This window comes from Mucilaginibacter sp. P19, assembly GCF_050632265.1.
In the GTDB taxonomy this organism is placed as follows: Bacteria; Bacteroidota; Bacteroidia; order Sphingobacteriales; family Sphingobacteriaceae; genus Mucilaginibacter; species Mucilaginibacter gossypii.
In genome coordinates this window covers 5680104-5702154 of record NZ_CP192586.1, presented here as the reverse complement: position 1 = coordinate 5702154, position 22051 = coordinate 5680104, and the positions used below count along the sequence as shown (strand labels likewise).

Here is a 22051-nt window from a genome sequence, read left to right as displayed (position 1 = left end):
TTTGGGGATGACCGGGATCCTATTTCTGGTGGCAAGCCGCCTTTAGATTTGAAAATTATTAATCACTTAAAATTTAATGTCATGAAAACACAAGTGGTAAGCAAATTTACCGACAAGGTACCCGCCTTATTTGAGGATATTTTCAAGCCCTGGACCGAATTATTCGATGGCGGTTTTTTAAGGAAGGAACTGCACGTCCCGGCAGTCAACATTATCGACCATAAGGGCCAATATGTCTTATCGATGTCGGCACCGGGGCTAAAAAAGAGGATTTTAAGATCGATGTGGATGGCGACGTTCTAACGATTAGCAGCGAAAAGGAAGAAAGTAAGGAAGAAAAAGAGGAAAAGTATACCCGCAAAGAGTACAATTATTCTTCCTTTAGCCGCAGCTTCACACTTCCGGAAGGAACCGATAAGGAAAAGGTAGTCGCCAAATATGAAGACGGCGTGCTGAAAATTACGGTTCCGCATAATCACCAGATTAAAAGCCCTTCCGCGAAACATATCGCGGTAAATTAAACCTGATATTTAAAAATGGCTTGTGCCCCGCCCAAAGGTGGCGGGGGCTATTTATCCGGTACCCCTGGTAGGTACAGAGAGAATTTACCACTTTGAGGTATCATTTCTTCGATGAATGTATGTAAATTGGCTTTAACAGCATTCTGCAGATTATCACACAACTTATAAAACGCCAGGGCGGCTGGCTTGTAGCGTTAGGGCAATTTCACTTATACCAATGCTACATCGACGAGATAACATGTTCAACGATCCTGCCAAGGTGGGAATTTACATAACATTTAGCAGGTGATATCTCGTTTTTACGTTCAAACTGATAACTGACTATTGATTAGAATATTCCCCCCGTCTATATTTTAAAATCAATAGCAAAAGCGCAAATCGAAGGGTAAATGACATTCGGATCATCCCTTTTTAAATTCGGGCGTTCAGATTCAACAGAACCGGCGTTTAATAAATTTTCTGTATTAACGTGTAATAGCTTGTTAGTTAGTTATACATTCTATTACGTCCATGCGGCAAAGGTAGCGCAATTATTTTGGGCCAACACGAATATTAATGCAATAAGGTTTTACACTTTCTGCTATCTTTAGTTACCAACTATCCTAATAATGAACTTTAAATACGCTATGCTTTTTATCATTCTGTTATCCAGTGCTATGGCCAGTAGTCAGGTGGGTAATAAAGTTATCCAGATCAATATCAGTAAACTTTTAAACGCCCGTCCTGTAACTACAGTTGCCGGTGGTAAACTACAAAGTTGGGTAACCGGTATTGATGGCGGTGGTAAAGGGGATGGTTACCTTACCATGGCGGCTGCATTATTAAACGGGGACAAAGCTGTACTTGCCTTGCCCGATGATCCATTAATTGCAGCAAATTCGGCTCACCCGGCTATACTGCTCCATTATAAAAACGGAAAGAAAGATAATCAAGCCCGCTGTATTGCGGGTGCTGATAGTTTTAGCTTTGATGTGCCTCAAAAAAAATATTCGGGTTTGTATCTTAGCCTTACCAGTTCCGAAGGGCCTTCGCAACTACATATTACACTAACTTATAGCGATGGTAGCGAGTTTAAAGGTTTTAAATTGCCCGATTATTATAATGATATACCTGAAGGTAACTCAAACCTGAGCTACTTAGTACATGGCCTGGCTAAATGGGACCCGGGAAATAAGATAACAGAAAATGATCATCATAATATTGATGTATTGAATATTCATCCTGATCCCGGACGCATCCTTAAAAAGGTCACTGTAAGTAAAGATAAAGCCGGATACCTTGTTTTTGGGCTGCTACAGGCGTTACGGAATAACATACATATTAATTGATCATGTGTTTTGTGTTGATTTCGCATCGTTATACAAAACAAGTGCTTAACTGGCTTGGCTTGTGCCCGTGCGCGCCATATGCCATATAACGCCTTGTTTACTGTAACATAGCTGCAAAGCCGCCTCCCGGCGATAGCTTCATAGTAATCGTATCTTTGGGACTAAGTAATCTTTCTTCGCGGTGAATAGATGCGTTGGTATCTGCTCCATCATATATCAATGTCCCTTTTGTTGAGTGCTGCAGAAAGTTTAGCGGAACCTTGATTTCGCGTGCATCGGCACCATTCATTACGCCAACCCACCAGGTGTTTCCTTTTTTGCGCGCATAAGCAACAATTTCACCCATTCGGGTACAGCTTAAAACTTTTGTCTCATCCCAGGTTGTGGGTATCTTCTGAAATAAATCAAACATTGGGCTCTCCAGGTAAAATTTATATTCGTCCGCGAAGTGTGTAATAGGAGAAAGATATACAATGGATTGAGCAAATTCATGGGCCCAGGTGAATTTTTGCGATGTAAGTTGCTCCGGGTTGAGTATTACCGGAGTAAAATCTGCAGCACCGGCTGTAAAACGCGTAAATGGCACAGATACGTCATGGTCTAACGGCGCTGTCCTTTTATACCGGGTCATGTGATATTCGTTACCCCTAACTGCTTCTCTTGTAATATCCATGGGATAGGTTCTTGTCAATCCCGTTGGCTTAACACTTCCGTGAAAATTAAGCATCAGCTTAAGGTCTGCGCAATCCTGCATGGTACCCATGTACCATTGCATAATAGATGACGTTGCAGGGGGATGAAATCTATTTTAATACCCGCTGCTCCCAGATCTTTGATTCGCTTTAGATAAGAATAGCGTGCCGCTGCAGATCGCATTTCTTTAGAGTCAACCCAAACAATTGATTTTACGCCAATACTTTTTCCATATGCTATTACATCTCCCAAAAGCTGCCACTGATCTTTACCCGGCTCGCTCCAATTTCGCCATCCATCATCTACTAAATAATATTCCCATTTTAATTTAGCTGCCGCATCATACCAATTTCTTTGTTCGGCAAACCGGGGAGCCCCAACGCTCCACCATTGCCATAAGCAACGCCCGGGCATTACCCAACTAAAATCGCTACCCTTTTGTGGTGCCGGGCAAAGGTTAGTGAGTAGGTCTGAGTTTACAAGTTCTGTTAAATTTTTAGTTATGATGGTTGTCCTCCAGGGAGATACTTTTTGATTTTCATAAATGCCTTTAAGTACAGAATGTTCGGTATCGCTATCCGATTGTACATCCCAACCGTTGGGTGAAAAGGGGAAGTTTGCTTTGAAAGAATTATCATGACGTATAAAAGATATGTCTGAAAAGTCTTCGCAATCAGCTTCGGAAACCGAGGCAAAAATCCCGTTTACATTAAAAGTTAAGGGCCCCATTATTGGTGTATTTTGTGGAACTGATGGCAATGGAGTTACATGACTTAGGCCCTCATAACCTTCGTTATAACCCGACCAGGCAACCTGCGTTACTTTTCCGGCAAACTCCCATGAGGTCGAGTCGGCATTGATTTTTTTGGTATCGTAAGGTAATGTGTAACGTACAGCAATGCCGTCATTATAGGCACGCACAATCAAGTTGAATTTCTTCTCTGCTGTTAGCAAAGGAATTATAATTTCATTCGCTTCGTTACGTGCCGTTTTGTGAGCGCCGTTGATAGTATAGGTTTCTTTTATCCTTTTATTTGAAGTAGTACCTGCAAATTTGGTTTCAACTCCCAGATCGATACCATCAACAGTTAAACCCAGCCGCGATGGTGCTATTAACATTGTATTATTAACTGCTGCGTTGTATAATAATTTGCCTTTGATGATGAATATGTGGGCATTGATTTGTTTGTCGGGGCTGCTAATTGTGATGGTCTTTTGCTGGGCGTATCCATTGTAATACAAACACAGTACAAGTAGTAATAAGCAGGTATTTATTTTCATAATTAGCGCTTTTGGCATTTAAATAAACAGTGCAAAGAATTTAAATATTCCAGATTGGTATTTAGCTTATTTGTTTAATTATCGGTGTAATGTCGGCGTTGAGCTGTTTGACTAATGGTTTGGCAAATAATTTACATAACTGCTTAATATTGCTAAATTTTCAGCCATCCCTTAAGCAGTTAACCACCCTGGCTTATTCTGAAACAAATATATTTTACCACCTTTTAACCAGATTGTATTAATTAGACTTTTCTTTATAAGAATCCGACTTTTTAATGAATAGCAAGTTTTTAAGGTTCAAATAAATTCAAAAAAATATTAATTGATAAAATTCTGGTTCAGATAATTACCCTACTTTTGCAAAAAATAATAAGCCCTTTTTAAGCTTTGAGGATCTGTTTGGTTATTTGGTGTTGCCTGCTGTTTTTATTGAATTGTACTGCTGCCTTTGCGCAACAGGATTCAATAGTGGCTGATACGCCTGTAAAATCACCAACACACGCTTTTCGTCCCGGCAATTCGGTGCTTGATTCGGTAGCTTATGCCATGCAAAACAGAGATAAATTTATTGCAGACTCTATTGCTATGCGTTACCTCAGGGTGCCTGATGCGGCCATGCGTGCCCAATATGCCGATAGCGTTTTTGCCCACGAATTATATCATGGCTACGGATTTCTTGATCTCCATTCCAGGTCAAAGAGCAGGGTAATGGAGGGGCATAACCGCCCTTCGCGTGATCCCTGGGTTATTGTGCTCATTATTGCCATGCTGTTGTATACAGCTATTCTTAACCTTGCCCTGGGCAAAGATGTAAGCAATGTATTTGCCTCTTTTTACAGCAAACGCGTACTTTCGATAGCCGGTAAAGAAGAGAGTCCGGTTAGTTCGTGGGCTTTCCTGGGCTTGTTTTTGTTATTTTGTGCTACGTTCGGTTTGTTTTTATATCAACTGGCTGCATACAAAGGCGTTTACTATAAAATAGCAGGAAGCGGCCTGTTTACTTTTCTTACCATAGTCATTATTGTTTTATTTTCGCTCAAGTTTTTAATACTCAAGTTTTTAGGATTTGTGTTTGATATTAATAAACTGGTGAGCGAATATCTTAATATTCTGCATCTTACCTATTTTAATATCGCGTTTGTTTTTTTGCCTGTGGTTATTTGTTTTAGCCTTCTTGGTGCACAATACATTCCTGTATTACTTACAGTTACGCTCATTATCATCATTATAATTTTTATATGGCAATACATCAGGAGCAGCGTAAATATAATTTCTACCTTTCGATTTCATAAGTTTTATTTATTTACGTATCTTTGTGCCCTCGAAATTTGCCCTGTTTTGATTTTAATAAAGGCATTGAATATTAAAATTTAGGTTATTAAAAGCACTGAATTGGAAGATAGAAAGAAAAAGGTTAAAAGCATACTGGTTACTTTGCCTAAGCCCGAAAATGATAAAAATCCTTATGCCGAGCTGGCTAAAAAGCTTAACCTGAAAATTGATTTCAGATCATTTATTCATGTTGAGGGTGTGCCCGCAAAGGATTTCAGAAAAGAGAAGATCAACTTAGCTGATTTTAGCGCAGTGATCTTTACCAGTCGTAATTCTGCCGATCATTTTTTTCGCATATGCGAGGAGATGCGCTTTGAGGTGCCTGTTGAAATGAAATACTTTTGCCTTTCAGAAACCATAGCGCTTTACCTTCAAAAGTACATTCAGTACCGTAAACGTAAGATCTTTTTTGGCAAGCAAACCGCTGCTGACCTGGCAGAGGTTTTGAAAAAGCATTCGTCGGAAAAATTCCTTTACCCATGCTCGGATGTTGCTGCCGAAGAAACGCAGCGTTTTTTGCTGGAGAACGGTTATAACTTTACCCCAGCGGTGCTTTTCCGCACGGTTTGCAGCGATCTTTCTGACCTCGCCGATGTGTTTTATGATGTTATAGCATTTTTTAGCCCGTCAAGTATACAATCGCTGTATAAAAACTTTCCCGATTTTAAGCAAAACAATACACGCATCGCCGCTTTTGGGGCGACTACTCATAAGGCAGTGCTTGAGGCTGGCTTAATTTTGGATATACCAGCTCCAACCCCCGGCGCGCCGTCAATGACAATGGCTATTGAGCAGTATGTTAAGCTTGTAAACAAATAAACTGGAAATTTATTTAACCAGGCTGCAACTTTTTACCATATTTACCCGTATAACCGCTAACTAATTGTCATGTTAACAATTGGTTAGCGGTTTGTTAATTATATAGCGTTTTGTGTGGCATTGAGAAGATAAGTGCACAGTTTATCGGTTCAAGAAGCCAAATTATCGTTTTTTATAGCTTACATTGAGTAAAATGTAATATATTCGGACGTTGCATTGTGTTATAGTTATATAACTGATTTTGATTGTAAAATGAAGCAGATCTACTTTTTAATAATTGTTTTAGCAGGTGGTGTATTAAGTGGTTGTGGCCGCGGAGGCGGTGACCGGGGGAAGTTGTGGGAGTTCCTGCAAGATCATTCAGGGCCGAGGTGCCTTACGGAATGGTTTATATTCCGGGTGGTAGTTTCCTTATGGGGCAAACTGATCAGGATGTAACCTTTGCCCAGATAGCCCAAACTAAACAGGTTACTGTTTCTCCGTTTTTTATGGATCAAACCGAAACCAGCAACAGTCAGTACAAAATGTTTGTAAACTGGGTGCGCGATTCAATAGCCATTACCAATTATATCAACGATAATAAGTATTTCATTCAGCCCAAAGGTGGCGCCAGTAATAATAATGGCGGTAAAAAATTCATCAACTGGGAGTTTGTAAAGAAAAACCCTATCTGGAGCAGTAAAGGCAACCAGGCAAACAATACTCAAAAACTGCAGGGTATGTATTACCAGGGTGATGACCGTGTGTTTGACCGTAATGAGGTTGACGTGCGCTTACTTAAATATAACTACGCTTTGTTTACCCTGCGCGATGCTGCAGATCATCATAACGATAAAACAAAACATCGTTCCGACTTCATTGTTCGTGATACCGTAGCGGTATACCCTGATACGCTTGTTTGGTTAAGCGATTTTTCATATGCCGCTAACGAGCCTATGGTTGAAAGTTATTTTTCACATCCTGCATTCCGTAATTACCCTGTTGTAGGGGTAACCTGGAGGCAGGCCAGAGCTTACAGTGTATGGCGTACACGCTATAATGACGCTTATAAAGATAAACGCCATTTACCGCACCGTGCACCTTACAGCTTACCTACGGAAGCCGAGTTTGAGTACGCGGCACGTGGCGGCAGGATAGGTACCGATTATCCGTGGGGAGGGCCTTACATTAAAAATGCAAAAGGTTGTTTACTGGCTAACTTTAAGCCGGGGCGTGGTAATTATACCGATGACGGCGGCGCGTATACTGTGCCGGTACGTTCATACTTCCCTAATGATTATGGTTTATACAATATGGCAGGTAACGTAGCTGAATGGACATTATCTGCTTTTGACGAATCAGCGTCAACATTTGTGCATGATCTTGCACCAACATTCAATTACGAAGCTAAGTCTACCGACCCCGAAATATTGAAGCGTAAAGTTGTACGCGGGGGCTCATGGAAAGATATTGGATACTTTCTTCAAAACTCAACCCGGACCTACGAATACCAGGACACTGCTAAATCATATATCGGTTTCCGCTGCGTCACCAAATATTTAGGGCGCGACATTACAGATAAACGCTAATCAAGAGTTAGTTAAACGCAAGCAAATCAAATTAAAAAATAAAAGTTTACTTCTGAATTATTATGGCTGGAAAGAAAAAACCTTACGGAATAGGCAACATCGTATCATGGGGTGCTACTGTGGTGATTATAGGGTTAATGTTTAAGATTTTGCATTGGCCCGGTGCCACTTACTGGATAGCAGGGGGACTTATAACTGAGGCTATACTGTTTTTTATATTAGGATTTCAGAGAGAAGACAAAGAAATTAACTGGGCACGTGTGTATCCCGAATTAAATGAAGACTTTCAGGGAGAGCTTCCGAAAGCCACTGTAAGGGGCGGTGGTAATACAAGCCCTTCAACAACTGCTGCGCTGGATAAAATGATGGAAGACGCAAAAATTGGCCCTGAGCTGGTGCGCAGCCTTGGTGATGGTTTACGTACATTTGGCGATAAGGTAGCCGCTATATCACGTGTTACCGATGCAGGGGAAGCTACTATAGCTTTCACAAGCAAAGTTAAAGAGGCTACTGCAAGTTATGAAAAACTAAGTGTGTCATTTGACAAGGCATCGGCCAATTTGACCGAAATGGCAAACTCCAATGTTGATTCAAAGGCATATCACGATCAGGTTAACCAATTGGCTAAAAACTTATCGGCACTTAATGCGGTTTACGAGCTGGAATTGCAAGATTCAAGCGCGCACTTAAAATCAATGAATAAATTTTACCAGAACCTTTCGCTTACCATGAACAACTTTAATGAATCAATGGATGATTCAAAACAGTTTAAGGAAGAGGTAGGGCGATTGGCTAAGAACCTGGCATCATTAAACGCAATTTATGGTAACATGCTCACAGCTATGAACCAGCCGCGTGTTTAATATAATTAATTAATTGATTACCAGAAAAGATTTATAATAAATGGCCGGAGGTAAGGAAACCCCAAGACAGCGAATGATAGGTATACTATACCTGGTACTATTGGGCCTCATTGCCCTTAACGTACCGGATAGCCTGTTGGACGCGTTTAAGAATATTACGAATAGTTTGGATGCATCAACCAGGAATGTTAATACTGGTTTGCAAAACACATACAGCGCTTTTGAGGCTACAAAATTGAAAGAACAGGCTGAACGGGCGAAACCAATTTATGATAAGGCTAAACAGGCAAGTGCTATAGCTGCAGAATTGAATACCTACGTTGAACAGTTGAAAGCAAAGCTGATTCAGGAAGGCGGCGGCATTAACCCGGAGATTGATGACGTTGACGCACGGGATAACCTGGATATATCGCCCCGTATCATGATCAATCAAAAAAATGGGGAGAAACTGAAAGCTAAAATTGATGAAACCCGCCAAAGGTTAATGGTAGCTTTAGGTAAGGACAGTGTAGGCGTACAGTTTTCACTAAATACCGTAGCGCCTAAACCGCATGGGGATGTTAGAAAATCATGGCAGGAAGCTAACTTTGGTGATGGCATACCTTTAGGCGCGGCCCTCACTACTTTAGCCAAAATTGAAGCTGATAGCAAAAATGCCGAAAACGAAGTAGTTAAAAAATTATTAGGCAAAATTGACCAGGCACAGGTTACGCTTGATAAGTTCAGTGCAGTGGTGGTAGCGCCAAGCAGCTATGTTATAGCCGGACAACCCTATACTGCCCAGATCTTTTTAACTGCTTACGATTCAAAATCAAACCCTGATATTACCGTTAACGGTAGCAGGGTATCTGTTACAGATGGTAAGGGTAATTATACTATTACTGCAAGCGGCGAAGGAAAACATACCGTGGAAGGTTTTATCACGGTTAAAAACAATACTACCGGCAAAAATGATTCTTATCCTTTTAAGCAGGAGTATACAGTTGCAAGACCTTCGGCAGTTATTTCTCCTGATAAAATGAACGTGCTTTATATTGGCGTTCCGAATCCTATTTCGGTATCCGCGCCTGGTGTAGCAGCAAGCGACTTAAACGTGCATTTTAGCGGCGCCGGTTCGCTTAGCGGTTCGGGCGGGCATTATACAGCTACGGTAAGCAGTATAGGCAGAGCTACGATTTCTGTTAGCGGTGCAAAAGGAGCGGTATTAGGTTCAACGGAGTTCCGTATCAAAAGGATCCCTGACCCTAAGCCACAGTTTGCAGGTAAAAGTGGTGGTAACACCAGTTCGGCTAATATCAGGGCACAAGACAGGCTTTTTGCCCAGTTGGATAACTTTGACTTTGATGCTAAATTTAACGTAACGCACTTTACTATGCTGGTTGTAAAACCGCGCCAGGATGCCATTATTTTATCAGGCTCTGGTGGTGAATTAACCGGCGCTATGCATAGTGCTTTGAATACGGTTACACCAGGAACTACTGTTATATTTAAGGATATCGTTGCGGTAGGCCCTGACCATTCACCGAGGTCACTTGACCCGATTGTATTATCCGCAAATTAAACGCGTATGAAAAAGAGAATTTTAGTTGTTATCCTGTGCCTGGCTTGTGTAAGTGCTTATGCGCAAAAAAACGCACCAAGAGGCCGCCGGCAAAAAAGACAACTACCGCCAGGCAAACAACTCAGAAACCTGTACAGGTTCAGCCGGATAATGTTACCAGCCAGCAACCCCTTGATACTGCAAGTAAAATTGCTGCAAAACCTTTTGACAGGCCGCTTGACGGCTATTACAAAAAGAACAATATTTTAAACGCCAAGGTTACACCGTATCCTAACTTGCGTGAAAATGATGTAGCATTTGCCAAACGCGTTTGGCGCGAAATTGATGTACGCGAAAAGATGAACCAGTACCTGGCTTCACCCAAAGGCCGTTTAATTGATGTATTGCTTGACGCTATAGCCAAAGGCGAGCTTACCGCGTACGACCCAACTCCGGGAAAAAGGATGATCCCAATGGCGATGGTTTTACTACTCCCTTAACAGGTGCACAAGCCCGCGGCCGTTTAGCATCTGACAGTAGTGTGGTTGAAAAGCGCGATAAGGATAATAATGTTATATCATCCACGCTTGTTGCAGGTGAGTTTAATCCCGATAGCGTACTTAAATTCCGCATTAAGGAAGATTGGATCTTTGATAAGCAGCGCTCTGTATTTGAGCCCCGGATTATAGGTATTGCTCCCTTGGTTAAACCTAAAGGTACAGGTACACTTGACATTGATTTTCAGCCTGCTTTTTGGATCTATTTTCCTGAAGCACGTGCAGTACTTGCAACTAAAGAAGTGGTTAGCCGTAACAGTGATGCCACAGGCTTGAGCTTTGACGACGTATTTATAAAACGCATCTTTACCAGTTATATCGTTAAAGAAAGTAACGACAAAGATGAGCGTATAAAAGATTATGCTCAGGGCATTGATAAGCTTTACGAATCAGAAAGGGTTAAGAAGTCCCTTCTTGACTGGGAGCTTAATCTTTGGCAGTACTAATACATTAAGATTAAACAAGATTTTACAAAACAGGCGATGAATTTTCATCGCCTGTTTTGTTTTAAAGAACTGTTTTCTTGTAAAGGGGAGTAAGATTTCGTCGCGCTTCTTGCATACTTATTTAGCCGGTAAACATTTAAGAGGATAACAATTGCTTATCTCTTTTCATATGCGATTTTCACCCCAGGCCTGACCAATCGCTTACTCCTTTCTACCAACTCCCCCAAAATTCCGACCAACGCCTGAAATAGGGATAAATAAGGCGTTTTTCGGGTTTGCCGAGTGCTTTTGAGATTTTGTCTATATATCTCTACAGCTGGTATAACACTTTTTAGCGATCAAAATATATGTTGTTCATTTGATCATTGAAAACAACAACACAACATATTTAAAACATTAAAACCTTACGATCATGAAAACCTCAATAAAATTATCAGCCTTATTTGTATTATTAACCGCAGGAGTATTTGCTACTACAACAGCCAAAGCCTTTGTTGATCCTAACGATGTTACCCCTAAAGCAAAAGAAGTTGTAAGCTTTAAATCCCTTGATCATGATCGCGGTTTGACAGTAAACTTTGCAAAATCTGAAAGCGGGAAATCAATGGTGAAAGTTTACAACAAGGACAATGAACTTTTGTTGAAAGACATTGTGCCGAGCAAAACTGATGTAAGTAAAGGTTATGTGTTAACCGGTTTGGCAGATGGTGAATACACCATGGAAATCTACACCAATAACCAGGTTGTTAAAAAATCAATCCATGTTTACCAGGATGGCGACCAAAAATCATTTTATATAGCTCAGTAATAAAAATCACAAACATCAATATATAAAGAAGTCCTGGTTGATTGAACCAGGACTTTGTTGTTTTAGGTGTAGTAATCCGGGAGCTATCCTTGCCCAATTTCTGCTCCTGTATTAAAATAAGCCAATATGGCTTTGGCTTGTTTAAGATTTACCACTTCGAGCAGCATTTCCTCATTAGCTTCGCGGATCTTCTTTACCGATTTAAAGTATTTAAGCAGCTTTTCGGCTGTAGTTTTGCCTATGCCCTCTATCAACTCAAGTTCTGTTGCCAATGTGCCCTTATCGCGCTTTTTGCGGTGAAAAGTGATCCCAAAACGGTGTGCTTCATCTCGCAGGTGCTGGATTACTTTAAGTGTTTCCGATTTTTTGTCGAGATACATAGGGTACTGATCGTTAGGGTAATAAAGCTCCTCCAGGCGTTTGGCAATGCCTATTACTGTTACTTTTTTATCTATGCCTAATAATTTGAGGCTATGCATTGCCGAGGATAATTGCCCCTTGCCACCGTCAATCACAATCAGTTGCGGTAGTTCTGTTCCTTCATCCAGCATCCGGCGATAACGGCGGTGTACGGCTTCTTCCATAGTGGCAAAGTCGTTAGGGCCCTCAACGGTTTTAACATTGAAGTGGCGGTAATCTTTTTTAGAGGGCTTTCCATCTTTAAATACCACAATGGCCGATACCGGGTACTTGCCCTGAAAGTTGGAGTTATCAAAGCATTCAATATGGCGCGGAAGTTGGTTCATGCGCAGGTCTTTCATCATTTGCGTAAGCAACCGTTCGGTGCGGATCTCGGGGTTCAGTTTCTCGTACTGGTCAATCTTTTCCTTTTTAAAGAACTGTACATTCTTTTGCGAAAGGTCAAGCAATTTGCGTTTTTCGCCCAGTTTAGGTACCGTGAATTTAATGTTCGGATGATCCTCAAGATCGATATCAAACGGTACGATGATTTCCTTGCTGTCGCTGCTGTAACGGCTTCTGAACTCGGATATGGCCAGCGTAAGCAATTCCTCGTCGCTTTCGTCAAGGCGTTTTTTTAGTTCGATGGTTTGCGTTTGGATAATGGTACCATTCATCACCTTCAGAAAGTTAACGAAAGCCAGTTTTTCTTCAGATGCTATGCTGAACACATCCACATCAGTAATAGATGAGTTAACAACAGTGGATTTGCTTTGGTAATTTTCAAGCAGTTCGAACTTGCGTTTGAGCCGGTGCGCCAGCTCAAAATTCATTTCTATGGCCGCTGCTTCCATCTCATTTTTTAAGCGGCGAAGAACTGCACCTATCTTGCCATTGAGGATATCCTTGATTTCCTCAATGCTGTTATCGTAGTCTTCTTCTGTTTGGTAGTTTTGGCAGGGGCCTTTGCAGTTGCCCAACTGGTACTCCAAACAAACTTTAAACTTTCCTTTGTCGATATTTTCGCGGGTGAGCTGTAAGTTACAGGTACGTAAAGGGTAAGTTTCCTTGATAAGTCCCAAAATGTTGTGCATCATGCTCACCGATGCATAGGGCCCAAGATATTTAGAGCCGTCTTTTATTATACGGCGGGTCCAGAAGATGCGTGGGTAATTCTCGTTTTTAATGATGATCCATGGGTAGGTTTTATCATCCTTCAGCATTACGTTGTAGCGGGGCTGATGCTTTTTGATCATGCTGTTCTCCAGCAGCCAGGCATCAACCTCTGTATCAACTATGGTAAAAGTAATAGCACGAATCTTGGATACCAGTACCCGTGTTTTAGCATTAATATGAATATCCTGGTTAAAGTACGACCCAACACGATTACGCAAGTCCTTGGCCTTACCAATATATATCAGTTCCTGCTCACTATCCCAGTATTGGTAAACCCCGGGTTTGTGAGGAATGTTTTTTAAAGCTGCCCTGTAATCGAATTGGTTCATTAGTTCAATGGTTCATTAGTTCATTGGTCTGCTTGGCGGTTGTTTTACCAATGAAACATAGCTTATTGTTTATTGGTCTCCTTTATTGCCCTCGCGTTTGCCAATAAACTTTAGGTATGAATTTAATTTGATATGGATGACCTGTAATTTTTCAAACAGATCATTGAATTGCTCATCAGTTATCAGGTTTCTTTTCTTTGATTTCTGAAGCCAGCCTTTGGTTTCCAAAATTGAACCCCGACTAAAATAACAGAAATTGCGGTTTTCCTTGTAATGGTATCTTCCATAGCCTTCTGCAATATTCGCGCTAATTGAATCGGCAGAACGTACTATTTGTTTACCAACGGTATCCTTGGTAAAATAGTCCCACTCACTTACTATAAACCAAATTTCATCGCTGAAAGTATCAGCCAATCTGTATACCTCTAAATCTTCGAGCGAGTGATGGCTCATGCTATTAAACTACTTACCAATGAACAAGTGAACGAATGAACTATCAGAATCCCAATTTCTTATCTACCTCAGTAGTTCCCTGCTGTTGCTGGTTATAGGCCCCGCAATCCAATATGATGCTAACTCCATTCGCTGGGGCATCAAAATCAACATTCTTTTTGATGCCTAAAGCTGCATTGGCATATACCTTTTTCATGTACAGCGCAAATATCGGCAGGGCACTGTTGGCACCTTCGCCCAAACGGGTGCTCTGGAAGGCAATGTCACGATCTTCGCAACCTGTCCATAAGCCGGTAACCAGTTGTGGGGTTATACCTATAAACCAACCGTCGGAGTTATTTTGAGTTGTACCGGTTTTACCACCGATAGGGTTGCGTAAACCATATTTATAGGTTAATCTTGAACCGGTACCATCTTCAATAACTCCTTTAAGCATATAGGTCATCACATAAGCCGTTTGCGGGTTCATGGCTTGCACCACGCGCGGAGTATGGGTGTACAACACGTTGCCGTTTTTATCTTCAATGCGTAAAATATAAGTAGGCTCTGTCCACAGGCCGTGGTTGGCGAAAGCGGAGTAAGCGGCCGTCATTTCAAAAACAGAGGCATCAAACGTACCCAGGCAAATTGAAGGATAAGGCGGAACATTGGTTGTAATACCCATTTTTTTGATCAGATCAACAACAGGTTCTGGTTTAACCTCGCCCATAACGTGGGCCGTAACCCAGTTTTGTGAGTGTGCTAATGCCTGCCTTAAAGTAATAAAGCCCGGCAAAGTTTCGGATGGCGACGAGCGCGGGCACCACGGCGCGCCATAACCACGGATAGTATCAGGCACGTTATTGATTTTCATACATGGAGAGTAGCCGTTGTCGATAGCCACAGCATAAGTAAATGGTTTGGCTGTTGAACCTACCTGGCGGGTGCCATTCTTTACCTGGTCGTATTTAAAATGTTCAAAGTTGGTGCCGCCAACCCATGCCTTAACATAGCCGGTTGTGGGATCCATACTCATGAGAGCATTACGCAAAAGCATTTTACAGTAGATAATGCTGTCAATTGGCCTCATCATGGTATCGATATTGCCGTGCCAGGTAAACAGGTTAAGCATGGTTTTGGTCTTGAAGTTTTCTTCAATCTCCTCGTCAGATTTTTCCTGTTGTTTAAGTTGTTTGTACCTGTCAGATTTTTGCATGCCCTGGTCAAGCAAAAATTTGAAGTTGTGGATGCTTTTGTAAAGGTTACGGCCGCGCCAGTGGTCATTGAACTGTGCCTGCAAATCTTTCATATAATCACGCTGCGCATCCTCCGCATATTGCTGCATGGTGGCATCAATGGTGGTATATATTTTTAAGCCGTCGCGGTCAAGATCGTAAGGGGTGCCATCAGGGCGGTTAATATTCTGTTCTTTAAAGATCTTTTGAAGCTCTTTCTTCAATACCGAACGGAAGTATGGAGCCAGTCCGTCAAAATGATTGTTTTGGTGAAAATCAAGGCCAAGTGGCTTGCGTTTATATTCTTCAACCTGGCCTTCACTCAGGTAATTTTGTTCGGCCATACGGTTTAGTACCAGGTTGCGCCTTTTAAGTGCATTATCCGGGTGACGGATAGGCGAATAAATGCCCGGGCCGTTAACCATGCCTATTAACAGGGCAGCCTGATCGGGTGTTAGTTTATCTGGCGTAGTGTTAAAATAAGTGCGCGCGGCCGATTTGATGCCATAAGTGTTATAAGCACCAAAGTCGACCGTGTTGAGGTACATGGTGAGGATCTCTTCTTTGGTGTAATGACGTTCAAGCTTAACAGCTGTAACCCACTCCTGTAGTTTTTGAATGATCCGCTTAAATGGATTGGCAGATCGTTCTGAAAAAGGTTAAGCGCCAGCTGTTGTGTTATGGTACTGCCACCCTGCTTTTGCCCAATAAGCAAATGCGCGAAAATGGTAAAGCTTCGGCCAAAATCAATACCTGAATGGTCATAAAATCGTTTATCTTCGGTAGCAACCAAAGCGTTAATTACGTTTGGTGACAGTTCGCGGTAAGTAACGTTGGAACGGTTTTGAATATAGTAAGTCCCCAATACCTGTTTGTCGGACGAGATGATCTCTGTAGCCTGGTTGCTCTTGGGGTTTTCGAGGTCGCGGAACGAAGGCAGCTGACCAAACACATCAAAAATAGTGAGTGTTATCATCATAACAACAAAAGCAAAAAGGCCAAGCACAATTCGCCATATGTACCAGTTGTATCTTCTTATATCTGCAGGCTGGAGTTGATTTTTCGAGTTAAACCTTGTGTTAGTGGTTCTCATTTTCTAATAAAATTTCTGATAGTAGTCAAAATAACTATCCAATATACTTTGGGTTGCTAATTTATCCAGATTTTCTTTGGTAATGATAAAAATGCTGTATTTATCCTTTGGAACCTTCATAATATCGGGTAGCAGAGGTACAATGGTACGTGCATAATCTTTAGCATCGGCAAGGCTGTAAAAACGGCCAACGTATATCAGCTGGTTATTTTCGCCAACGCTTTTAACGTGGTGGATTACTTCGCTGCGGGTGTATCGTGTACGGTTAAACTGCCCTACTCCAAAACGTGTAGAAGCCAGATTAGTTGTACCACTGGATACATTTATCACAAAGTAATAGTTGCTGCTGTCGCGCTTGCTGAATATGTAGTTTACCGCTGGTGTATTGTTAATGGCGGCCGGGTGAACCGTAGCCACAGTATCTTTTTGTTTAGGTGCCTGCTGCGTGGCTATATCCCTTGAAGTATCCGGCATTTGGTGTTGCGGTAAAGGGATCTGGCCTACGGCAAGTTGTTTTGGTTGTTGAATTGCAGCCTGCTGAATTTGTGGTGCCGATGTTTTAGCTCCGGCTATTATACGCGTGTCCCGTTCGGGCAGGCGCTCCTGGGGAGTTACATTTTGTGCCGATGGGGTATATGGCGGACGGTATTCTGTTTGTTTTTGATATGCTACTGGTGGGGTAAAAGGGATCTCGTTAGGATCATCATTAAATAATACCACCGGACGCGCAGCTATTTCGACCTTGTTCGAATCGATATAGGCCAGGTGTTGGTTTACCAGTGGGGCGATGAGCTTATCCTGCGGATATTTTGCGGCGATTAACTGCAGATCGGCCTGAAATGGCGGCAACTTTTCCATATGCCCGGCAGCAATAGCTTTCAGATAGTATAACTGCGCTGCATACCGGTTGTCAGGATATTTGTTAAGCAAATCATTTGCTTTCTCAATCACTTTTGCGTATTGCTTTTGAGCATACTGATCGTACACTTCGTTATAAAAGCCGTTAAATACAGCATCTACATCTGCCAGCTTGCGTGCATAATCCGGATCGAGAATTACTTTAGCAAATACACTTTCCGGATACTCTTTAAGCAGCCTGTTTTTGTAATCGTTTGACTTTGCAGCGTCTATATCGGCATAAAGCCTGTACAGGTTATAATAAACTGAAGGCTTATCGTTGCTTTGAGGGAAACGCGCAAGCAGGGTTTCGTAAGTGGCAATAGCTTCCTTTTTATCTTCCAATACATCGCGATAAAAATTAGCCATTTCAAAATAGGCGTTATAAACCCTGAAATTTGATTGCTGCAGTAGGGCGGGAGTCAGAGGCAGGTTTTTAACCAGGTCCTGTCTAAAAGTGCCTGCCGATACATTGGCAGTATTATAAGCTGCGCTGCCAACAGGCGCATCCGGATCATTAACCTGTGAGCCAATGCCGGTATTGGCTGTAGGAATACCAGTATTTGAACGCCTGCTGCGGCGCCAGTTATCGTCCAGCTTACGGTTGCCCCATAAACGCTTAAAGTCATTATAACCCTGGCTTATGGCGCTGTTATTGTAAAAGTAAAACGTACTGCCGCTGTTTTTATTGGAGGAAGATGAATTATTGTTCCTGTCGAGCGTATTTGACATAGTGCCGTTATTGACATTGGCAGCGGCACCGGTGGTTTCCAAAGCGGCTTGTTGCTGCTGGCGTGTTTTGCGGGCTACCATTTCATCTATATGGGCATCACGGGCTTTTTCATCCAAAGCGGCAAGCATTTGCAGAGTATCTTCGCGCGAGATGGTTTCAAGCAGGCGGGTAAGAATCTGCAGGTTATCGGCCTTTTTGCGGATGAGCTGATAACCGGGATAATTTGTCGACAGGTTATTGAGCGTACTGTCATAATAAAGCCTGGCGTTTGCGTAATCGGCCTTGTTTTTAAAGTTGATATCGGCAATGCGCAGGTATGACAGCCCTTTTTGGTTTTGGTTTTTGGTGCTAACCCGTACCGATTGCTTGTAACTTTTCAGCGCGTTGTCGATTTCGCCGGCTTTGAACTGTTGTTCACCAATCTGGTAATAGATCTGGTCGTAAAAATCGGCATTGTCTTCATTCTTAAGCAGGGCACGTAATAGGTCGATCTTACTGGCTTTAACACCGTTTTGATTGTCGCGTATGCGGATCCTGTTAAGGTTGGCATTAAATGCCATTTCAAAACTGGCGTTGCTTTTAACTATGCGGGTATAGCTTTCATAGGCATCGGCCGGCTTGAGGTTGACTTCCTGTAATTGGCCCAGGATAAATATCCAGCGGAGTTTGAGATTGCTGATATAACTGTATTTAATGGCCAGTTTAGCCATCTCTTGGGCTTCGGCATAGTTTTGGGTTAAGATATCATATTGCAGCTTGGTGGCGTAAACATCGGCAGTAATATTTTTTTAGGGTTGATATCCTGTATGGCCGAATCAATTACCAGTTTAGCTAAAGGTAACTGGTTAAGGTACATAAGCCCGCGGGCTTTCCATACCAAAGCCTCCTGCTTTAGATTGGCTTGTTTGCCAAATGAACGGGTTACATAATTACAATACTCAACAGCATCAAAATAATTAGCCTCCAGGTACCGGGATTTGCCCAGTACCAGGTAAGCATCACCTAAATAATGGCTTTGCTCCTTAATACTGATGATCTTGTTGGCTTTTACAATGGCTTCTTCCAGGTCCTTATCAGGCGTACCTGTTTGTGCGGTGGTATCGGGGTAAACATTTAATAGTTCACTATAGGCATCGGGAAAAGATGCTGCATAGCTTTCCTGCTTGAGCCTTAAAATTTCGTTAGCATTAAATAATATGTTGTAGTGGGCAGTGAGGTTTTGCATGGTGCGGTTAAACCCGCTTTGTTTTTCAAGCGAACAACCTGCCGCTACCAGTATAACTGCAAACAGAAAAAAAGTGGGTGTTTGATTTATAGGATGATGATAATCGCCTCAATGCTATATGGTAGTTAAAAAAGCATTGCTAAAATACTAAAGATTATGCAATAGGTTTAATAAATTTGCGCATGCCCGAAAATGACGAAAATAACAAAGATGAGGTAGGTAAGGAGGTTAGCAGCTATGCTAAGTTTTCCGGTATCGCGTTCCAGATGATCGTGGTCATCGGTATTTGCGCCTTCGTTGGTTATAAAATTGACGAGAGCGCCCGGCATGCTGTAAAGTGGGTTACTGCCGCACTTTCGCTTACCGGGGTGTTCATTGCATTATTCCTTGTTATTCGATCTGTAAAAAATTGACAAAATTGGCGCGCGTTATCCTATCCTTTTTCCTGTTCGTAATTATCACGGCAATCCCTCCTGTTTTGCTTATTTATACCGGCCATGCCAACTGGCTCGTACCGCGCTTTTGGCTCATCTTTTTTTATATCGATGCTTACATTTATCACCGTTTTTTTGGTGAATTTTGTGGGTAAGATCAACTACTCGCTGTACACTCAAACCTTTCTTGCTGCTACTACTGTCAAGATTTTAGCGGCAATGTTCTTCGCCCTGTTTTTTCTGATGAAGATAAAACCAAACAACGGGATTTTCCTGGTCAATTTTTTTTACGTTTATTTCTTAAACATAGCCTTTGAAATTTACGGTTTGTTGTGTACCTTGCGCAACCAAAAATTAAAGTAAAAAACTCTCTGCTAATGGATTTTAGGCCTGTTTTGAACTCAAAAAAATCACCTTAGGTATCGTTTTAAGCGTTTTTTCGCTGTTTGTATCTGTAAAAGCACTCGCTTTACAAGAAAAAATCCCGCTGAGCCCGCCACCGAAACAAAGGAAGAAGCCAAATTTGATCCGACTGAAACCATTATGGAGCACATTTCGGATTCCCATTATTTCCACATAGGTGGAAAACTTGCTATGCCGCTTCCGGTAATACTTTACACTGATAAAGGACTTGAAGTTTTCATGTCGTCAGTGTTTGAAGAGGGTGAAAAAATTCACGGGGGTAAATACTATAAATACGCCCTTGTGCATGATAAAATAAAAGCAGTAACCGGCGAAGATAAAACAGAAGATACTGCGGCCAAAGTTTTCGATCTGTCTATCACCAAAAATGTAGCTTCAATGCTGATGTCAGTTTTTGCATTGCTTCTTATTTTTCTTAGTGTGGCATCAGCCTATCGGAAGCGTATTGGTAAAGCTCCAAAGGGCTTGCAGTCGTTCCTTGAGCCCGTTATTTTATTTGTGCGCGATGAGATCGCGTTGCCAAATATCGGTTATAAATATGCGCGTTTTATGCCGTTATTGTTGACCGTGTTTTTCTTTATCCTGATTAATAACCTGATTGGTTTAGTGCCGTTCTTTCCGGGTGGTTCAAACCTTACCGGTAATATCGCTGTGACTATGGTGCTTGCAGTGATAACCCTGCTGGTAGTTAATTTTAATGGTAACAAACACTATTGGGCGCACATTTTTGTACCAAGCTCAGTGCCGGTTTGGTTGTGGCCATTATGGTGGGTTGTTGAGATATTGGGGATCTTTTCAAAGCCATTCGCATTAATGATTCGTTTGTTCGCAAACATTACAGCGGGTCACATTATTGTACTTAGCTTAATATCACTGATATTCGTGTTTAAGTCTGTGGCTATCGCGCCAGTATCTGTAGCTTTCGTGGTGTTTATGGATGTGCTTGAATTATTGGTTGCCATGTTACAGGCGTTCATTTTTACACTGCTTACCGCCTTGTTTATTGGTACTGCGATTGAGGAGCACCATCATTAATTAGTAAATAACTATAAATATATATTAACATTTTAAATTTAAAATCATGATTGGAAGTATTGCTGCATTAGGTGCAGGTTTAGCGGTAATCGGTGCTGGTATCGGTATCGGTCAGGTTGGTGGTAAAGCCATGGAAGGTATATCACGTCAGCCAGAAGCTGCTTCAAAAATCCAAACTGCCATGATCATCGCTGCAGCTCTTATCGAAGGTGCTGCTTTGTTCGGTGTGGTAGTATCATTCCTGGGCTTACGTTAATCAGCTCAAAAAATTAGGAACCGCGGCCGGCGCGATTGGCACCGGAGCGGTTCTTATTAAAATGTTTTATTAAAGTAGAAAAAGAGATCAATATAAAATGAATCCATTAGTTGTCCCAGATTTAGGTTTAGTTGTTTGGACCACAGTAGCCTTCGCTTTTCTGTTTTTTATTTTAGCTAAGTTTGCCTGGAAACCGATCATGGCAGCCATTGGCGAGCGTGAACGTTCAATTGAAGATGCGTTATTAAAAGCAGAAGCTGCTAAAGAAGAAATGAGCCGTTTAACTAACGAGAACGAATCGTTAATTAAACAAGCCCGTGCAGAGCGCGACCTGATCTTGTCTGAAGCACGTAAAGCTAAAGATCAGATCGTATCTGATGCTAAAGAGGTTGCACACAAAGAAGGTGCACGTATGATTGAGCTTGCCCGTGTTGAAATTAACAACCAAAAAGCAATTGCTTTAGCTGATGTTAAAAACCAGGTAGCTACTTTATCTTTGGAGATTGCCGAGAAGATCCTTCGTAAGCAATTTGAAGATCAGCAGCAACAAGACGAATTGGTTAGCCAATTATTGAAAGAAGTGAAGTTATAAGATTTCGGATTTGGGGCGTAGAATTTCGGATTTAAT

22 protein-coding genes and 2 pseudogenes are annotated in these 22051 nt (G+C 41.8%); 16 read left to right on the top strand and 8 right to left on the bottom strand.

Annotated features, from left to right (window positions below):
• Positions 1-81 precede the first annotated feature (81 nt).
• From ACQ86K_RS27895 to ACQ86K_RS27885, 3 genes are all read left to right on the top strand, one after another.
• A complete protein-coding gene (locus tag ACQ86K_RS27895; protein WP_431199158.1) occupies positions 82-303 on the top strand; it encodes a hypothetical protein in 222 nt (73 codons plus the stop codon).
• Positions 285-521, top strand: coding sequence for an Hsp20/alpha crystallin family protein (locus ACQ86K_RS27890; RefSeq protein WP_431199157.1), 237 nt, complete (start codon positions 285-287; stop codon positions 519-521). Before ACQ86K_RS27895 ends, ACQ86K_RS27890 begins: the two co-directional genes overlap by 19 nt.
• 608 nt (positions 522-1129) lie before the next feature.
• On the top strand, positions 1130-1849 hold the full coding sequence (locus tag ACQ86K_RS27885) for a hypothetical protein (protein WP_431199156.1): 720 nt from the start codon (positions 1130-1132) through the stop codon (positions 1847-1849).
• Positions 1850-1946: 97 nt separating this feature from the next.
• Here the strand turns inward: ACQ86K_RS27885 and ACQ86K_RS27880 are convergent, their stop codons facing one another.
• Complete coding sequence (locus tag ACQ86K_RS27880) at positions 1947-2576, bottom strand: glycoside hydrolase family 97 catalytic domain-containing protein (protein WP_431199155.1); 630 nt, start codon at positions 2574-2576, stop codon at positions 1947-1949.
• Positions 2576-3823, bottom strand: a complete 1248-nt coding sequence (locus tag ACQ86K_RS27875; protein ID WP_431199154.1) for a glycoside hydrolase family 97 N-terminal domain-containing protein — start codon at positions 3821-3823, stop codon at positions 2576-2578. The genes ACQ86K_RS27880 and ACQ86K_RS27875 overlap by 1 nt, the downstream gene beginning before the upstream one ends.
• Before the next feature lie 429 nt (positions 3824-4252).
• Between ACQ86K_RS27875 and ACQ86K_RS27870 the strand changes: the two genes are divergently transcribed.
• The 8 genes and pseudogenes from ACQ86K_RS27870 (at position 4253) to ACQ86K_RS27835 (ending at position 11756) form a co-directional block, all read left to right on the top strand.
• Positions 4253-5197, top strand: coding sequence for a DUF4271 domain-containing protein (locus ACQ86K_RS27870; RefSeq protein WP_091171854.1), 945 nt, complete (start codon positions 4253-4255; stop codon positions 5195-5197).
• Between the two features lie 18 nt (positions 5198-5215).
• The gene (locus ACQ86K_RS27865; protein ID WP_090530369.1) at positions 5216-5974 is read left to right on the top strand and encodes a uroporphyrinogen-III synthase; all 759 of its coding nucleotides are present in this window, start codon (positions 5216-5218) and stop codon (positions 5972-5974) included.
• A 338-nt stretch (positions 5975-6312) separates the two neighbouring features.
• Positions 6313-7542: an SUMF1/EgtB/PvdO family nonheme iron enzyme gene (locus tag ACQ86K_RS27860; protein WP_431199153.1), complete on the top strand. Its 1230-nt coding sequence runs from the start codon at positions 6313-6315 to the stop codon at positions 7540-7542.
• Positions 7543-7604: 62 nt separating this feature from the next.
• Positions 7605-8405 carry a gliding motility protein GldL gene (gldL, locus tag ACQ86K_RS27855; protein ID WP_091171858.1) on the top strand — a complete coding sequence of 267 codons (801 nt, stop codon included), beginning with the start codon at positions 7605-7607 and terminating at the stop codon, positions 8403-8405.
• Between the two features lie 40 nt (positions 8406-8445).
• Positions 8446-9966 carry a gliding motility protein GldM gene (gene gldM, locus ACQ86K_RS27850; protein WP_091171860.1) on the top strand — a complete coding sequence of 507 codons (1521 nt, stop codon included), beginning with the start codon at positions 8446-8448 and terminating at the stop codon, positions 9964-9966.
• Positions 9967-10010: 44 nt separating this feature from the next.
• Positions 10011-10445 carry a hypothetical protein gene (locus ACQ86K_RS27845; RefSeq protein ID WP_431199152.1) on the top strand — a complete coding sequence of 145 codons (435 nt, stop codon included), beginning with the start codon at positions 10011-10013 and terminating at the stop codon, positions 10443-10445.
• A gap of 35 nt (positions 10446-10480) precedes the next feature.
• Positions 10481-10948: pseudogene (gldN, locus tag ACQ86K_RS27840) on the top strand (gliding motility protein GldN); the annotation flags it as partial.
• Positions 10949-11360: 412 nt separating this feature from the next.
• Positions 11361-11756 carry a hypothetical protein gene (locus ACQ86K_RS27835; RefSeq protein ID WP_091171863.1) on the top strand — a complete coding sequence of 132 codons (396 nt, stop codon included), beginning with the start codon at positions 11361-11363 and terminating at the stop codon, positions 11754-11756.
• A gap of 83 nt (positions 11757-11839) precedes the next feature.
• On the opposite strand, the gene uvrC is transcribed toward ACQ86K_RS27835, so the two are convergent.
• The 6 genes and pseudogenes from uvrC to ACQ86K_RS27805 all read right to left on the bottom strand — a co-directional run bounded on the left by uvrC (position 11840) and on the right by ACQ86K_RS27805 (position 19275).
• On the bottom strand, positions 11840-13660 hold the full coding sequence (uvrC, locus tag ACQ86K_RS27830; RefSeq protein ID WP_091171866.1) for an excinuclease ABC subunit UvrC: 1821 nt from the start codon (positions 13658-13660) through the stop codon (positions 11840-11842).
• A gap of 69 nt (positions 13661-13729) precedes the next feature.
• The gene (locus ACQ86K_RS27825) at positions 13730-14113 is read right to left on the bottom strand and encodes a four helix bundle protein (protein WP_091171868.1); all 384 of its coding nucleotides are present in this window, start codon (positions 14111-14113) and stop codon (positions 13730-13732) included.
• A 43-nt stretch (positions 14114-14156) separates the two neighbouring features.
• Positions 14157-15947: a transglycosylase domain-containing protein gene (locus ACQ86K_RS27820; protein ID WP_431200947.1), complete on the bottom strand. Its 1791-nt coding sequence runs from the start codon at positions 15945-15947 to the stop codon at positions 14157-14159.
• An 86-nt stretch (positions 15948-16033) separates the two neighbouring features.
• Positions 16034-16303: pseudogene (locus ACQ86K_RS27815) on the bottom strand (transglycosylase domain-containing protein); the annotation flags it as partial.
• Positions 16304-16423: 120 nt separating this feature from the next.
• On the bottom strand, positions 16424-18760 hold the full coding sequence (locus ACQ86K_RS27810; RefSeq protein WP_431199151.1) for a tetratricopeptide repeat protein: 2337 nt from the start codon (positions 18758-18760) through the stop codon (positions 16424-16426).
• 26 nt (positions 18761-18786) lie between these two features.
• The gene (locus ACQ86K_RS27805) at positions 18787-19275 is read right to left on the bottom strand and encodes a tetratricopeptide repeat protein (RefSeq protein WP_431199150.1); all 489 of its coding nucleotides are present in this window, start codon (positions 19273-19275) and stop codon (positions 18787-18789) included.
• A gap of 182 nt (positions 19276-19457) precedes the next feature.
• Here ACQ86K_RS27805 and ACQ86K_RS27800 point away from each other — a divergent pair, with 182 nt between their 5' ends.
• The 5 genes from ACQ86K_RS27800 to atpF all read left to right on the top strand — a co-directional run bounded on the left by ACQ86K_RS27800 (position 19458) and on the right by atpF (position 22015).
• Positions 19458-19688: an AtpZ/AtpI family protein gene (locus ACQ86K_RS27800; RefSeq protein ID WP_091171873.1), complete on the top strand. Its 231-nt coding sequence runs from the start codon at positions 19458-19460 to the stop codon at positions 19686-19688.
• 132 nt (positions 19689-19820) lie between these two features.
• The gene (locus ACQ86K_RS27795; RefSeq protein ID WP_431199149.1) at positions 19821-20072 is read left to right on the top strand and encodes a hypothetical protein; all 252 of its coding nucleotides are present in this window, start codon (positions 19821-19823) and stop codon (positions 20070-20072) included.
• A 180-nt stretch (positions 20073-20252) separates the two neighbouring features.
• On the top strand, positions 20253-21167 hold the full coding sequence (atpB, locus tag ACQ86K_RS27790) for a F0F1 ATP synthase subunit A (protein ID WP_431199148.1): 915 nt from the start codon (positions 20253-20255) through the stop codon (positions 21165-21167).
• A gap of 46 nt (positions 21168-21213) precedes the next feature.
• Positions 21214-21423, top strand: coding sequence for an ATP synthase F0 subunit C (atpE, locus tag ACQ86K_RS27785; protein ID WP_091171878.1), 210 nt, complete (start codon positions 21214-21216; stop codon positions 21421-21423).
• Between the two features lie 97 nt (positions 21424-21520).
• Positions 21521-22015, top strand: a complete 495-nt coding sequence (gene atpF / locus ACQ86K_RS27780; protein ID WP_091171880.1) for a F0F1 ATP synthase subunit B — start codon at positions 21521-21523, stop codon at positions 22013-22015.
• Positions 22016-22051 lie beyond the last annotated feature (36 nt).